At 70.3% G+C, this 13914-nt stretch carries 12 protein-coding genes; 5 read left to right on the top strand and 7 right to left on the bottom strand.

Translation table 11 applies throughout. The annotated features are described in order from the left end of the window. Positions 1 to 12 precede the first annotated feature (12 nt). The 5 genes from argF to HB370_RS30015 all read right to left on the bottom strand — a co-directional run bounded on the left by argF (position 13) and on the right by HB370_RS30015 (position 5595). The gene (gene argF, locus HB370_RS30035) at positions 13 to 1035 is read right to left on the bottom strand and encodes an ornithine carbamoyltransferase (protein WP_030777522.1); all 1023 of its coding nucleotides are present in this window, start codon (positions 1033 to 1035) and stop codon (positions 13 to 15) included. Positions 1036 to 1095: 60 nt separating this feature from the next. Further along, positions 1096 to 2319 (bottom strand): arginine deiminase, encoded by a 1224-nt coding sequence (locus HB370_RS30030; protein ID WP_030777520.1) that lies wholly within the window; start codon positions 2317 to 2319, stop codon positions 1096 to 1098. 430 nt (positions 2320 to 2749) lie between these two features. Beyond that, positions 2750 to 3562, bottom strand: coding sequence for a DUF4062 domain-containing protein (locus HB370_RS30025; RefSeq protein ID WP_244405679.1), 813 nt, complete (start codon positions 3560 to 3562; stop codon positions 2750 to 2752). A 145-nt stretch (positions 3563 to 3707) separates the two neighbouring features. After that, a complete protein-coding gene (locus HB370_RS30020) occupies positions 3708 to 4238 on the bottom strand; it encodes an NUDIX domain-containing protein (RefSeq protein WP_030777515.1) in 531 nt (176 codons plus the stop codon). A gap of 1 nt (position 4239) precedes the next feature. Continuing rightward, positions 4240 to 5595, bottom strand: a complete 1356-nt coding sequence (locus tag HB370_RS30015) for a hypothetical protein (RefSeq protein WP_030777513.1) — start codon at positions 5593 to 5595, stop codon at positions 4240 to 4242. Between the two features lie 225 nt (positions 5596 to 5820). Between HB370_RS30015 and HB370_RS30010 the strand changes: the two genes are divergently transcribed. The 5 genes from HB370_RS30010 (at position 5821) to HB370_RS29990 (ending at position 9664) form a co-directional block, all read left to right on the top strand. Next, positions 5821 to 6570 (top strand): hypothetical protein, encoded by a 750-nt coding sequence (locus HB370_RS30010; protein ID WP_030777511.1) that lies wholly within the window; start codon positions 5821 to 5823, stop codon positions 6568 to 6570. Between the two features lie 77 nt (positions 6571 to 6647). Then, on the top strand, positions 6648 to 7559 hold the full coding sequence (locus HB370_RS30005; protein WP_030777509.1) for a phosphotransferase: 912 nt from the start codon (positions 6648 to 6650) through the stop codon (positions 7557 to 7559). 1 nt (position 7560) lies between these two features. Continuing rightward, positions 7561 to 8253, top strand: coding sequence for a class I SAM-dependent methyltransferase (locus HB370_RS30000; RefSeq protein WP_030777506.1), 693 nt, complete (start codon positions 7561 to 7563; stop codon positions 8251 to 8253). Between the two features lie 33 nt (positions 8254 to 8286). After that, a complete protein-coding gene (locus HB370_RS29995) occupies positions 8287 to 8832 on the top strand; it encodes an HAD domain-containing protein (protein ID WP_030777504.1) in 546 nt (181 codons plus the stop codon). Positions 8833 to 9079: 247 nt separating this feature from the next. Beyond that, complete coding sequence (locus HB370_RS29990; RefSeq protein ID WP_030777501.1) at positions 9080 to 9664, top strand: short chain dehydrogenase; 585 nt, start codon at positions 9080 to 9082, stop codon at positions 9662 to 9664. Between the two features lie 98 nt (positions 9665 to 9762). On the opposite strand, the gene HB370_RS29985 is transcribed toward HB370_RS29990, so the two are convergent. Both HB370_RS29985 and HB370_RS29980 read right to left on the bottom strand, forming a co-directional pair. Continuing rightward, the gene (locus HB370_RS29985) at positions 9763 to 12306 is read right to left on the bottom strand and encodes a polynucleotide kinase-phosphatase (protein ID WP_030777499.1); all 2544 of its coding nucleotides are present in this window, start codon (positions 12304 to 12306) and stop codon (positions 9763 to 9765) included. Next, positions 12303 to 13862 carry a 3' terminal RNA ribose 2'-O-methyltransferase Hen1 gene (locus HB370_RS29980; protein ID WP_030777497.1) on the bottom strand — a complete coding sequence of 520 codons (1560 nt, stop codon included), beginning with the start codon at positions 13860 to 13862 and terminating at the stop codon, positions 12303 to 12305. Before HB370_RS29980 ends, HB370_RS29985 begins: the two co-directional genes overlap by 4 nt. Positions 13863 to 13914 lie beyond the last annotated feature (52 nt).

Genomic DNA, 13914 nt, shown 5'->3' with positions numbered 1-13914 from the left:
TGGTGAGGAGGGTCAGGCAAGGGTTTCCCGGGCGAGTGTGGCCACCAGCACCGCCTTGATGGTGTGCAGCCGGTTCTCCGCCTCGTCGAAGACCACCGAGTGGGCGGACTCGAAGACCTCGTCGGTCACCTCCAGCGAGTCCAGGCCGTGCGCCTCGAAGATCTGCTGTCCGACAGCGGTGCCGAGGTCGTGGAAGGCCGGCAGGCAGTGCAGGAACCGCACGTCCGGGTTGCCGGTGGCGCGCAGCACGTCCATGGTGACCGCGTACGGGGCGAGGGCCGTGATCCGCTCGGCCCACACCTCCTTGGGCTCGCCCATGGACACCCAGACGTCGGTGGCGACGAAGTCGGCGCCGCGCACTCCCTCGGCGATGTCCTCGGTGAGGGTGATCCGGGCGCCGCTGGAGCCGGCGAGCGCGCGGGCGCGGTCGAGGATCTCCTGGGCGGGCCAGTAGGACTTCGGGGCGACGATCCGTACGTCCATGCCGAGCAGGGCGCCGGTGACCAGGTAGGAGTTGCCCATGTTGAAGCGGGCGTCGCCGAGGTAGGCGAAGGCGATCTCGCCGAGCGGCTTGGCGCAGTGCTCGGTCATGGTGAGCACGTCGGCGAGCATCTGGGTGGGGTGCCAGTCGTCGGTGAGGCCGTTGTAGACGGGCACGCCGGCGTACGCGGCCAGCTCCTCGACCTTGGCCTGGCTGTCGCCCCGGTACTCGATGGCGTCGTACATCCGGCCCAGCACCCGGGCGGTGTCCCGGACGGACTCCTTGTGCCCGATCTGCGACCCGGAGGGCTCCAGGTAGGTGGTGTGGGCGCCCTGGTCGGCGGCGGCGACCTCGAACGCGCAACGGGTGCGCGTCGAGGTCTTCTCGAAGATCAGCGCGATGTTGCGCCCGCGCAGGTACGGGGTCTCGGTCCCGGCCTTCTTGGCCGCCTTCAGCTCGGCGGCCAGCTCGACCAGGCCGCGGAACTCCGCCTCGGTGAAGTCCAGCTCCTTGAGGAAGTGGCGGCCGGCGAGGGCGGTCGGGACTGTCGCCATGGGGGCGCTCCAGGTGTACGACTACAGGGACTATGTAAGTCTATACGACACTCCACATTTCTATACAGCGTCTCGCTGCACGGGACAGCTCATGCAGCGGGGGCCGCCCCGGCCCCGGCCCAGCTCGCTGCCCGGGATCTCTATCACCTCGATGCCTTGTTTGCGCAGGTGGGTGTTGGTGGTGGCGTTCCGCTCGTAGGCGACGACGACACCGGGTTCCACGGCGAGGACGTTGCAGCCGTCGTCCCACTGCTCGCGTTCGGCGGCGTGCACGTCCTGGGTGGCGGTCAGCACCCGGATCTCGCCGAGGCCGAGCGCGGCGGCGATCGCCCGGTGCATGTGCTCCGGCGGGTGGTCGGTGACCTTCAGCTCCCGTCCGCCGTCGCCCGGCTCGATGGTGTACGAGCGGAGCATGCCGAGGCCGGCGTACTGGGTGAAGGTGTCGCCGTCGACCATGGTCATCACCGTGTCCAGGTGCATGAAGGCGCGCCGCTTGGGCATGTCGAGCGCGACGATGGTGCGCGCGGAGCCGGCCGCGAACAGCTTGTGCGCCAGCATCTCCACGGCCTGCGCGGTGGTGCGCTCGCTCATCCCGATCAGCACGGCGCCGTTGCCGAGCACCAGGACGTCACCGCCCTCGATGGTGGACGGGTAGTCCGCCTGCCCCCGGGACCAGACGTGGAACGCCTCGTCGCGGAACAGCGGGTGGTGGCGGTAGATCGCCTCGAAGTGCACGGTCTCGCGCTGCCGGGCGGGCCAGCGCATGGCGTTGATGGAGACGCCGTCGTAGATCCACGCCGAGGTGTCACGGGTGAACAGGTGGTTGGGCAGCGGGCGCAGCAGGAAGTCGTCCAGCTCCATGACGTGGAAGCGCACGGAGACCGGTTCCTCGTGGCCGGCCAGGTACTCCCGCTTGGTCATCCCGCCGACCAGGGCCTCGGCCAGCTCGCCCGGGGGCATCCGGTCGAAGGCGTCGCGCAGGTGGCCGGTGGCCAGGGGGCCGTACTCCTTCTCGTCGAAGACCCGGTCCAGGACCAGGGCACGGGCCTCGGGAAGCGCCAGGGTCTCGGTGAGCAGGTCCCCGAAGAGGTGCACCTCGACCCCGCGGTCCCGCAGGACGTCGGCGAACCCGTCATGCTCGGCACGCGCCCGGCGCACCCACAGCACGTCGTCGAAGAGCAGGGCGTCCTTGTTGCTGGGGGTGAGCCTCTTGAGCTCTAGGTCGGGCCGGTGCAGGATGACCCGGCGCAGCCGCCCGGCCTCGGAGTCGACATGGAATCCCATGCCTCCATCCTGACCGCCGGAGCCGCCCTTCATCCCCTTGGCGGGGGTTTCCGGTGGGCGGGGCTCCGGGTCGCGGCGCGGCGGCACCGGCCACCGTCCCCTGCGGGGTGACATGGCCGTCACTCATCCCCGGCGTCCGGGACCAGCCGCTCGGCGGTGAGCAGGGCGAGCGCCCAGCGGTCCAGGACTCGCCCGTCGATGCAAGGGCAGGCGGCGGCCGTGTCGAGGGGACGACACCGCCGGGCGGGGGATGGTAGGCGTCGGCGCTCGCGGACAACGGCCTACTTGGCCTTTAATGAGGCGGGTCGGTGCCCTGCAAGTGTCTCCCTTGTGGGCCGATGAGCTGGCCTTTGACTGTTGGCCAACGATGGCGTGCGATGGCCGTTGCTGGGTGTTCTGCGGACTGGCCCGCAACCGGCGAAGAGTCGCGCTAGCAGGCGCTGAGATAGGCGCGGGTACGTGACTGATGTGGGTTAAACCTGTCGACCTGGGTCATTTGGGGGTTGGATACACCGATCGCCACAACGATGCGCTCATTGTGGATCAGGTCCAGTGCGCCGCTAAATCTAAGCAGGGAGGTAACTTGCTGAGACAGTGCGTCTTGATCGAGGATGGACCCCATATTGTCCCGGGGAAGCGTCGCTCGCAAGGAGACTTGGCCCGACTTGTGCAAGCGAACCTCCACCAGTTCACCATGCTGAGGAGCATCAAAACGAGGTTGGGCAACGGAGATGCCGACGATTGCGTGCTCTCGAGAACTCGACGACGTCAGGGCGGCGCTGTTTTTGACCACCCCGGCCCGGCGGATCCTGTCCGCCAGCGAGGTGCCAACTTGATCGAGGAAATCCTGTTGGGCGTTCTCGAAGGTGACTCCCAACTTCCGATAGACCCAGCGCGGCTTGCCCGCCGTCTTGGCCGCAACCCACTCATCGTGTGTTGCTGATTGCCCTGTCTCGGGGAAAACGTGACCGTAGGACGGCCCGAGCAGGAAGATGCAAACGTCCGCGGAGTCAAGGGCATCTAGACACGCCTGCCTGCTGGGTGTGGTCTGTGCGGAGAAGTCCTCGAACAGGACTGGGGTGTGTCCAACCGCGCGAATGAGGCCACGCAGCGCGGCGCGCTCCTCCTCCAGTCCCTTGCGGACGCTATGGAACTGGGTGTGCTGGGGTCCGACGAAAGACTGGTACGTGCGAGGGTTGATCACTACCGTCTTTTTCCTCGACTGCATCGCATTCGCCTCCATCGTCTCTGGGTGATTCTTCACCTCGCCATCGCCCTGTACGGACTTTGCCTGTTCAGCATATGTGTGGCCGTGACGTGATGTCCGACATCCGTGCGTTTTGCTAATTGGGCTTCGGTGGCCGTTTCAGTTCATCACAGGTAATCCCCTATCCCCAGCCGTCGAGGGAGACTTCCGGTCCACCCATGAGGTAGCGGTGGAGGGCACTCGCGGTTGTGTTCACGAACTCCGTAGGGATGGCGTCGGTATCGACCCAACGAACCTGGGCGTGCTTGCGCGGCTCGCGGTTTTCGGGTTCGCCCGTCCACTCGTGGGCGGCGAAGACAACGGTGAGGAAGCCGTTGGGGGCCTCGACGCCCCTGGCGCCGTGGATGATGTGGGCAACCTTGAGGGACTCGGGCTTCACAGTGAGTCCCGTCTCCTCGTAGAGCTCGCGGACCGCGGTTTCGGTAATGGGCTCGCCCGGCTCGCTCTTGCCGACGGGAAGGTCCCACATTCCCTGCGCGAACTTCGCGTTCTCGCTGCGCTGGAGGAGAACGACGCGGTTGGCGGCCTTGTCGTGGACGATGACGGCCGCGACCAGCAGGGTCATCGATTCGAGTGCCGGTTTGAGGGCCTTGGGCTGGTCGTCGGTCTGCTGGACCACGGTGTTCCCTTCGTCAGGCGGGTTGTCGGGCATGTTAGGCGAGGGCCTCACGGGCACGGCGGGCGAGATCGGCGGCACCGGGAACGCGGCGGCGCTGGTAGACCGCGAGCGTGGAGCGAATCGAAGTGATCGCCTTGCGGGTGCGATCGGAGGTCATGCCTTCCATGAGGCCCAGGGCCTGGGTCCAGGCGGCGACGGCTTCGTCGGCGCGCGCCTGGGCGGCGAGGCTGTCGCCGAGGTCGGCGTGGGTGAGGGCGTGGACGCGCTTGTACTTCTCTGGGTCCCAACGGGTGAGGGCGTCTCGGTGCTGCTGTTCGGTGCCGATGTGGTCGGCGAGGTCGGTCAGAGTGCGGGCGGTGTGGCTGGCCACAGTGCCGGCGGCGGGGCCGCTGACACGGGAGTAGGTGGGCTGGGGGCCGTCGACTCGTAGGAGGGCGTCTTCGGCAGCGAGGAGGGCGCGTGCGGCCGACGGGTGCTCGGCGGTGGCTGCGTAGGCGCGGGCGTGGGTGATGTGGAGGAGGGCTTCGGTCTGGCCGTCGACGTGGCCGAGACCTGTGCGGAGGGCGCCTTCGACGAGGTCGACGCAGTGGTGGGGCTGCTTGAGGCTGAGGGCTTGGTGGGCGAGGGCGCGCATCATCCAGGCGGCGTGGCCGTGGGGGTCGGCTTCGCAGGCGAGCTTGTAGCCGACCTGGTAGTAGCGCTGGGCGGCGCCTTCCTGGCCGAGGTCGTGGTGCTTCCATCCGGCGAGGTAGGCGAGTTCGGCGACGGCGCCGAAGGCGGCCCTGCGTAAGGCTTCGCTCGGGAAGCGTCCGCGCAGCATGGGTGCGGCGGTGTCGGCGAGGTACGCGGTAACGGTGGTCAGGCCGTGCCCGCCGCCGAGGCGCTCGTCGGCGGCGCTGAAGGCCGCGGTGATCTGCCGTACGACGTCCACGTCTTCCGCGCCGACGAGGGACGTGCCGGTGCGGGCGCGGAGCATGCGGGCGGTGGCTTCGTGGTCGTAGCCGAGCGGCATGGCCACGCCGGCGGTGGTGAAGGCCGCGACGGCGAGGAAGCGGCGGCGCTCGACATCGGCCCGGCCCAGGTCGGTAGCGGCGAGGACAGGGTCGGATTCCGCCGGCGCATCGGCATCACCGATGTGGAGGCCGATCTCGGTTTGGGTGATTGTCCGCGCCGCCCGGCGGGACAGCGCCTCGGCCAGGTACTGGCCAACCCGGCCCGAAGGTGTGCGGGTGCCGTTCACCCAGTGCGAGATGGCCGACTTGTTGGTATGGAGGATCTCACCGTTCTCGGCCGCGATGCGCCGCACGTCTCTGGCGAGGGCCTCATAGGTGCAGTCGGCTGCCGCGATGACGTCGCGCAGAGGAACGTTGGGGTCTCTCTGCGCCGCCACGATCGCCTCCACCCTGGAGCTGTAAACCGCGTATACCGCTTCAACCGCCTTCCACCGTACCCACTCAGCGTGACCGCCGGTTCACTTATCAGCAGCCGCCCGGAACGGCGCGACCGTGATCCAGGCTCCCCCCTGGGTCCGGACGGCACCCCGAAGTTCCGTACGCCCACACCGGGCTCGGGCATTGCTGTGCCCGGATCCGGCCCGATCAGAGACGGAGACACGGTGACCACCATCGACACCACGGCCATCGAGGTCGAGCTGCCCGAGGCGTTCGACCCGCGCTGGGGCCGCCTGCCCGGCATCCAGGTCGACGGCCGGCGCATCACCATCGACCCGGCCGAGTACTTCTTCCGCTTCGAGTCGAACACCTGGCTCGTCGCCGACTGGGAGCTGGTCAAGGGCCAGCTCCTGGATGTGGACGAGACGACCGAGAGCGCGGTCGAGCAGCTCGCGCTCGACTTCATCAAGCAGCACAGCGAGTCCACGTCCGACGCGGCCCGCGTGCTGGCCACCGCGTACGAGGTGTACGCCTACCTCTTCCGCGAGGAGCACTTGGCCGGCCTCGGCCTGCCGCAGATCACCGCCGAGCACCTGCGGATGCTCCGCGAGGCGGCCACGCTCATGGTGCTCAACAAGGTCGAGCTGGACGGGCACATCTCCAACGTCGGACCGTGCTGGTTCTTCCCCGCCGCCACCTCCGTCGTCTTCGACCTGGACGACGAGACGGGCGGGATGCTCGACGAGGTCTACCACGGCGGCTGGTTCAACGAGCACCGCCGGATCGAGTCCATCAAGGCCCACGCCGCGCTCGGTGGCCGGCTCGTGCACGGCTGCCAGTCCGTGCCGGACCAGTCCGGCGGCGTGGTCGCCCCCTACGGTGCCTCGATGGCGAACTTCCGCGACGACCTCGCCGCCTTCAAGGCGGGCTGGCTCGAGCAGGTCTACGCCCACCGCGTGAACCCCGCCGCGTAACCCACCCGATCAGGCTCCGGGGCGGGCCGACTTCCCTCGCCCGCCCCGGACGCCACCACCCCTCCCTGGAGCCCCACGTGACCACGAACCCCAGCGCCGAACTTCTCGACAACCTGCTCACCGTGGCCGGCCAGGCCACCGCCGTACGGGAGGAGGTACGCGTGTGGTCCATGTCCGGAGTCGAGCGCGTGACCTTCCCCGACGGCACTACGGCCATCTTCAAGTACGCCAAGAAGCCCTTCGACAGCGAGGACCGGGCCCTCCGCCTGGCCCACACCCTCGGCGTACCCGTCCCCCAGGTCCACGCCTCCGCCGTCCTGGACGGCTGGCTCGGCATGCTCATGGAAGACCTCGGACCGTCCGTCCGCGAGGCCGACGACCTCGACGGCGTCGCCGCGGCCGTGATTCTGCACGGCACCCGCACGGCTCCGCCCTTGCCCGTCCTCGACCAGGACCGGCTGCGCGCGCTCCCGCCCCGGGCGCTGGCGCATCTCGAACGGCTGCGCAAGGCCGACCGGTGGCAGGACGCCGACGACGTCGAGGACGCGCTCGGCCGGCTCGCCCAGGCCGCCGAGGCTCGCTCGGCCGGAGCGACGCTGGCACCGTTCGGCTGGGTGCACTCCGAGTTCCACCCCACCAGCCTCCACATCGGCGAGCGCGGCTGGCGGTTGCTCGACTTCGCCCGCGCCTTCACCGGCCCCGGCCTGCTCGACCTCGCCAGCTGGCACGGCACCATCGAGCCCCCGCACCCAGTGCGCCTGCGCGTCTTCCTGGAGCAGTACGTCACCGCCGGCGGCACCCCCGACACCCTCGCCCCGCGAGGCGGGCTCACCGCCGAGAACTGGGCCCTGGGCTGGCACCGCATGTGGGCCGTCGAGTGGTTCATGGACCAGTCCATCCGGTGGATCAACGACCCGGCCACCGACCCTGCCTACATCAAGGCCGTCCGCCGCCACCTCACCGACGTCCTCCACCTCCTGGAGATCTGACGTGCTCGCCCAGGCATCCCCATGGCACGCCCACGCCGCCCAGCGCACCGCCGCCGGACTAGCCGAACCCCTTTCCGTACCCGCCCGGATGGAATGGACCACGAGACCCGGCCAAGGTCCCGGCGCCGACGTTCTCGGCCCCGACCTCTGCGGCAAGCGACTCCTGGAGCTCGGCTGCGGCCCCGGCCACAACGCCGCCCACCTCGCCACCCGCCACGGCGCCCGCGTCACCGGCGTCGACCTGGTCGGCCTCCAGATCCGCCGCGCCCGATCCCACTACGGACGGCTGAGCAACCTCACCTTCGTCGCCGGCCACGCCCTGCACTACCTGCACGCCTCCGACGAGCAGTTCGACGCGATCTACTCCGTCTTCGGCGCTGTCGGGCTTGTTGCGCCCGAGCTCCTGCTCCCGGCCATTGCCCAGCGCCTCACGCCCGGGCGAGTGCTCGCCTTCTCGGTTCCGCACCCGCGGCGTGCTGGCCGAAGCCCCTCGGGCGACGACCGTCCTCGCCGCAACTACGTCACCCTTCCCGACCGCACCCGGCTCCCCATCGCCCGCTGGGAGTTCTCCACGGACCGGTGGGAGAAGCATCTCAGCCACGCGGGCTTCTGGCTCACCTCAGCCCAGGAGTTCCACGACCCCCGCATGGGCCACTGCCCCACCACCCTGCTGATCCGCGCCCGCAAGTTCTGACAGCCACCCGCCCGGCTACCCCCGGAGGAACCGATGCACCCGCCCTACCTGCTTCTGGACATCGACGGCGTCCTCGTACCCTTCCCCGACGAGCACGGCTCGACCCCGGCCACCCACGCCCGCCACGACGTCGTCCCCACCGGCCGCAGCGCCGACAACCCGGTCACCGTCTGGCTCAACCCCGACCACGGCCGCCTACTCATGGACGTGATCCGCACCGGGCTGGTCACCCCCGTCTGGTGCACCAGCTGGCGGCAGGACGCCACCGCCCTCATCGGCCCCCTTCTCGACCTGCCGGAGCTGCCGTACGTCGACCTGCCGCGTCCCCAGATCACTACCAGCCACCCCAATGGCTACCTGTGGAAGCGCGACCACCTCGATGCCTGGCTCGGCGACGTCCCCGCCGTCTGGATCGATGACGACTTCACCGACCTCGACCACGCCTGGGCGGCGGAGCGCACCACCTATGGAACGGCGACCCTCCTCGTTCAGCCCGACCCACACCTCGGGCTGCAGCCCGAGCACTTGACCGAGGTGACGAAGTGGGTCGCGCAGTTGCCCATAACCCGAGCCGCCTGACGACTGATGCCTTCGCGGTTCCTTCGGGGAACGTGTCGCGCGAGGGTGTATCGGTCTTCCCGTTACCGGCTCCCTCGTGGGGAGTTTGGCCGGGCGCGATCGGCCACTGGTATGGCTGGCCCGTTCGGCGTGGCGGACATGGACGACGCTGTGCTGTGGCTGTCGCCGAGACTGCGCCCTGGCGGTCGGGGCAGGCCGCGTTGAGTAGTACGACGCCCCGTATGCCACCGCTGACATGATCGGTCACATGAAAGTACTTGTGATTGGGGCGACCGGAACGGTCGGCAGTGCTGTCGCCGGCGCGTTAGAGGGTTCTCATCAGGTCGTGAGGGCCTCGCGCAGAGGTCCGGTGACGGTGGATCTGGAAGATCCTTTCTCTCTGGATGCGCTCTTCGACGAGGTGCCGGACCTCGACGCGGTGGTGTGCTGTGCCGCCAGTGGCCCGCTGGTGGACTTGGCGACAGCGGCGGACGACGAGATCGCTGCGGGAATGCGGGGCAAGCTCCTGGGACAGGTCGCCCTGGCCCGGCGAGCCCTGCGTCATCTCCGAGACGGCGGCTCCGTCACGCTGACCGGAGGCACCTTCTCCGCTCCGTTGGCCGGTGGGTCGCTGGGGGCCCTCATCAACACCGGCCTGGAGGGCTTCGTCCGTAACGCGGCTGGTGAGGTGCCGCGGAATCTTCGTATCAATCTCATCAGCCCGGGGTGGATCAAGGAGACCCTGGAAAGCATGGGCATGGACTCGGCCGGCGGTACTCCCGTCGCCGAGGTGGCACGTGCGTACGTGGAGGCCGTGGAAGGCACCGCCCAGGGCCGGACGATACGTCCGTAACTGCCGAGGGACGGTCCGCAGCCCGGGAAGGCGGCGGACCATCGAGGCGGGACTGCACGGCGCCACGAAGTGTGTCCGGCACGAGAGCGCGGCTGCGCCTACAGCCGAGGATCCACCGGCTCCGACTCCAGGGCCAGTACTCCGAACACCGCCTCGTGCACCCGCCACAGGGGCTCGCCGTCGGCCAGTCGGTCCAGGGCCTCCAGGCCGAGGGCGTACTCGCGCAGGGCCAGGGACCGCTTGTGGTTGAGGAACCGCTGCCGCAGGCGGGTGAGGTGGTCGGGGCGGGTGTACTCCGGGCCGTAGATGATCCGCAGGTACTCCCGGCCCCGGCACTTGATGCCGGGCTGCACCAGCCGTCCGTCCCCGTCGCGCACCAACGCGCCGAGCGGCTTGACGACCATGCCCTCGCCGCCCCGGCCGGTCATCTCCAGCCACCAGTCCACGCCCGCGCGCACCGACTCCGGGTCACCGGTGTCGACGTACAGCCGTCGGGTGGTGTGCAGCAGCCCGGTGCCGTCGTACTCCACCAGCCGGTCGATGAGGGCGAGTTGCTCGTCGTGCGGCAGTGCGGCGAGGCTGCGGCCCTGGACTGCGAGGAGCTGGAAGGGGGCCAGCCGGACGCCGTCCAGGCCCTCGGTGGGCCAGCAGTAGCGGCGGTAGGCGGCGGTGAACGCGGCGGCGTCGGCGGCACGTTCGCGCTGCCGGTCGAGCAGCGCTCCCACGTCGGCACCGCGCCCGGCCGCCGTCTCCAGGGCGGCGAGCGCGCCCGGGAACACCGCGCCGGCGGCGGCGCCCACGGCCGCGTACTGGCCGCGCAGCAGCCCCGCGGCCTTCAGCGACCACGGCATCAGCTCGGCGTCCAACAGCAGCCAGTCGGTGCCCAGTTCGTCCCACAGTCCGGCCTCGGTGACCGCCGCGCGCAGCCGGCCGAGGATCTCCTCGGTCATCCGCTCGTCGTCGAAGAACGGCCGGCCGGTACGGGTGTAGAGGGAACCGGTGGGCCCTTCCACGCCGAACCGCCGCCGTGCCGTCTCCGCGTCCCGGCACACCAGGGCCACGGCCCGGGAGCCCATGTGCTTCTCCTCGCACACCACCCGCGCGACCCCGTCCCGCGCGTACTGCGCGAACGCCTCCTCGGGATGCTCCAGGTAGCCGTCGATCCGCGAGGTGGCCGTCGGCGCCATGGTCGGCGGGAGGTACGGCAGCAGGCGCGGGTCGATCGCGAAGCGGCTCATGACCTCCAGAGCGGCCGCCGCGTTCTCCTCGCGGACGGCCACCCGGCCCGCGTGCCGGGTCTCGACGGCCCGCCGGCCGTGCACGTCCGCCAGGTCCAGCGGGCGGCCGTCCTGCCCGCCGGGCGCGTCGGTGCGCAGCGGCCGGGCCGGCTCGTACCAGACCCGCTCGGCCGGTACGTCCACCAGCTCCCGCTCCGGCCAGCGCAGCGCGGTGAGCTTGCCGCCGAAGACGGCGCCGGTGTCCAGGCAGATGGTGTTGTTCAGCCAGGTCGCCTCGGGCACGGGTGTGTGGCCGTAGACCACGGCGGCCCGGCCCCGGTAGTCCTCCGCCCACGGGTAGCGCACCGGCAGCCCGAACTCGTCGGTCTCGCCGGTGGTGTCGCCGTACAGGGCGTGCGAGCGGACCCGGCCGGAGGTGCGGCCGTGGTACTTCTCGGGCAGACCGGCGTGGCAGACCACCAGCCGGCCGCCGTCCAGGACGTAGTGGCTGACCAGTCCGTCCAGGAACCGCCGGACCTCGGCCTTGAACTCCTCGCTCTCGCCCTCCATCTGCGCGATGGTCTCCGCGAGCCCGTGGGTGTGCTGGACCTTGCGGCCCTTGAGGTAACGGCCGTATTTGTTCTCGTGGTTGCCGGGGACGCACAGGGCGTTGCCCGAGTTCACCATCGACATCACGCGGCGCAGCACGCCGGGGCTGTCCGGGCCGCGGTCGACCAGGTCGCCGACGAACACGGCGGTACGGCCCTCGGGGTGCACGCCGTCGGTGTAGCCCAGCTTGGCGAGCAGTGCCTCCAGTTCGGCGGAGCAGCCGTGGATGTCGCCGATGATGTCGAACGGACCGGTGAGGTGGGTGAGGTCGTTGTAGCGCTTCTCGGTGACGACGGTGGCGTGCTCGACCTCCTCGGCGCCGCGCAGCACGTGCACCTTGCGAAAGCCCTCGCGCTCCAAGTGCCTGAGTGAGCGGCGCAGTTCGCGGATGTGCCGCTGGATGACCCGGCGGGGCATGTCCGCCCGGTCGGCGCGGGCCGCGTTCCGCTCGGCGCACACACCCTCCGGCAGGTCCAGCACGATGGCGATGGGCAGCACGTCGTGCTTCTTCGCCAGTTCGATCAACTGCCGCCTGCTGTCCTGCTGCACGCTGGTGGCGTCCACGACGGTGCGGCGGCCGGCGGCCAGCCGCTTGCCGGCGATGTAGTGCAGGACGTCGAAGGCGTCCCGGGTCGCGCTCTGGTCGTTCTCGTCGTCGGAGACCAGGCCGCGGCAGAAGTCGGAGGAGATCACCTCGGTGGGCTTGAAGTGCCGCCGGGCGAACGTGGACTTGCCGGAACCGGAGGCACCGACGAGCACCACGAGGGAGAGGTCGGTGACGGGCAGTACCCGCCCCTTGTGCTGTGCCCCGGTCATGCCGCCTTCGCCTCCCTCTCGGTCGTGATCGTGAATGTCGCCATCTGCGTGGGCGGGCCCACCTCGGGGTCGTCCGGGCCGACGGGCGTGAACTCCGCCTCGTAGCCGTACCGTTCGGCCACGGCCGCCGCCCAGGTGCGGAACTCCTCGCGGGTCCACTCGAAGCGGTGGTCGCCGTGCCGGACGTGGCCGGCGGGCAGGCTCTCCCAGCGGACGTTGTACTCGGCGTTCGGGGTGGTCACGACGACCGTGCGGGGGCGCGCGTGCCCGAACACGGCGTACTCCAGGGCGGGCAGTCGGGGCGGGTCGACGTGCTCGACGACCTCGCTGAGCACGGCGGCGTCGTAGCCGCGCAGCCGCTGGTCGGTGTAGACGAGGGAGCCCTGGACGAGCTTGACGCGCGCGGCCTGCCGTTCGCCCATGCGGTCCAGCTTCAGCCGGCGGGAGGCGATGGTCAGGGCCCGCTGCGAGACGTCGACGCCGACGATCTCGGTGAACCGGGCGTCCTTGAGCAGCGCCTGCACCAACTGGCCCTGGCCGCAGCCGAGGTCGAGCACGCGTGCGGCGCCGCAGGCGTCCAGCACGGCGAGGACGGCCTCCCGCCGGAGCACGGCGAGCGGGGTCGGCTTCTCCTCGGTGCCGGTACCGGTACCGGTGCCGGTCCCTGTCCCGTCAGCGGCCGCGTTGTCGATGACCTCGGTCCCGGACTCGTCCGCGACGTCGATGTCCCCGCTCTCGGGCTCGTCCGCCACCGCGTTGTCGATGTCCTCGACCTCGCTGTCGTCGGCCTCCGCGAGCCGTACCAGCTCCAGCCGTTCCCGCGCCTGGCGGGTGAGCGACCAGCGGCGTGAGAGGTACCGGTTGGTGATCAGCTGCTGCTCCGGGTGCCCGGCCAGCCAGCCCTCGCCGGCCCGCAGCAGCTTGTCGACCTCGTCGGCGGAGACCCAGTAGTGCTTGGCGTCGTCGAGCACCGGCAGCAGGACGTACAAATGGCGCAACGCCTCGGCGAGGGTGAGCCGTTCGGACTCCAGCAGCAGCCGGACGTACCGCGAGTCGCCCCACTCCGGGAACGCGGTGTCGAGCGGGACCGGATCGGCGGTGACCGACCAGCCGAGCGGTGCGAAGAGCCGTCGTACGAGGTCGGGGCCGCCGCGGGCGGGCAGCGCGGGGACCTCGACGCGCAGCGGCAGCGGGGCTGCGGCCCGCTCCGGCCGGGCGGCGCACACCCCGCGCAGGGCGCTGGAGAAGACGTTGCCCAGCGCGACGGCCAGCAGTGAAGAGGCCGCGTACGGGCGGTCGTTGACGTACTGGGCGAGGGCCGCGTCGGGCGCGCCGCCACGGCCCTTGCCCCGGCCGCGCCTGACCAGCGCGACGGGATCGATCTCCAACAGCAGCGCGGCCGTGCAGCGTTCGGCGTCCGCCTCGGGGTAGAACACATGGGCCGTGCCGTACGAGGTGGAGAACGCCTGTGCCTTGCCGGGGTGCTTGTGCAGCAGGTACCCCAGGTCGGTGGCAGGCCGCGCGGCCGTGCCGTTGGTCGAGATCGTCAGGAACATGCGGTCGAGTCTCCCCGGCGGAGGTCCACGCCCACCACCGGTTTTCGCCTCG

Source organism: Streptomyces sp. DSM 40868 (genome assembly GCF_011820545.1).
In the GTDB taxonomy this organism is placed as follows: domain Bacteria; phylum Actinomycetota; class Actinomycetes; order Streptomycetales; family Streptomycetaceae; genus Streptomyces; species Streptomyces eurythermus.
Note: the sequence above shows the minus strand (reverse complement) of the source record. Positions and strands in the feature narration are given on the sequence as shown.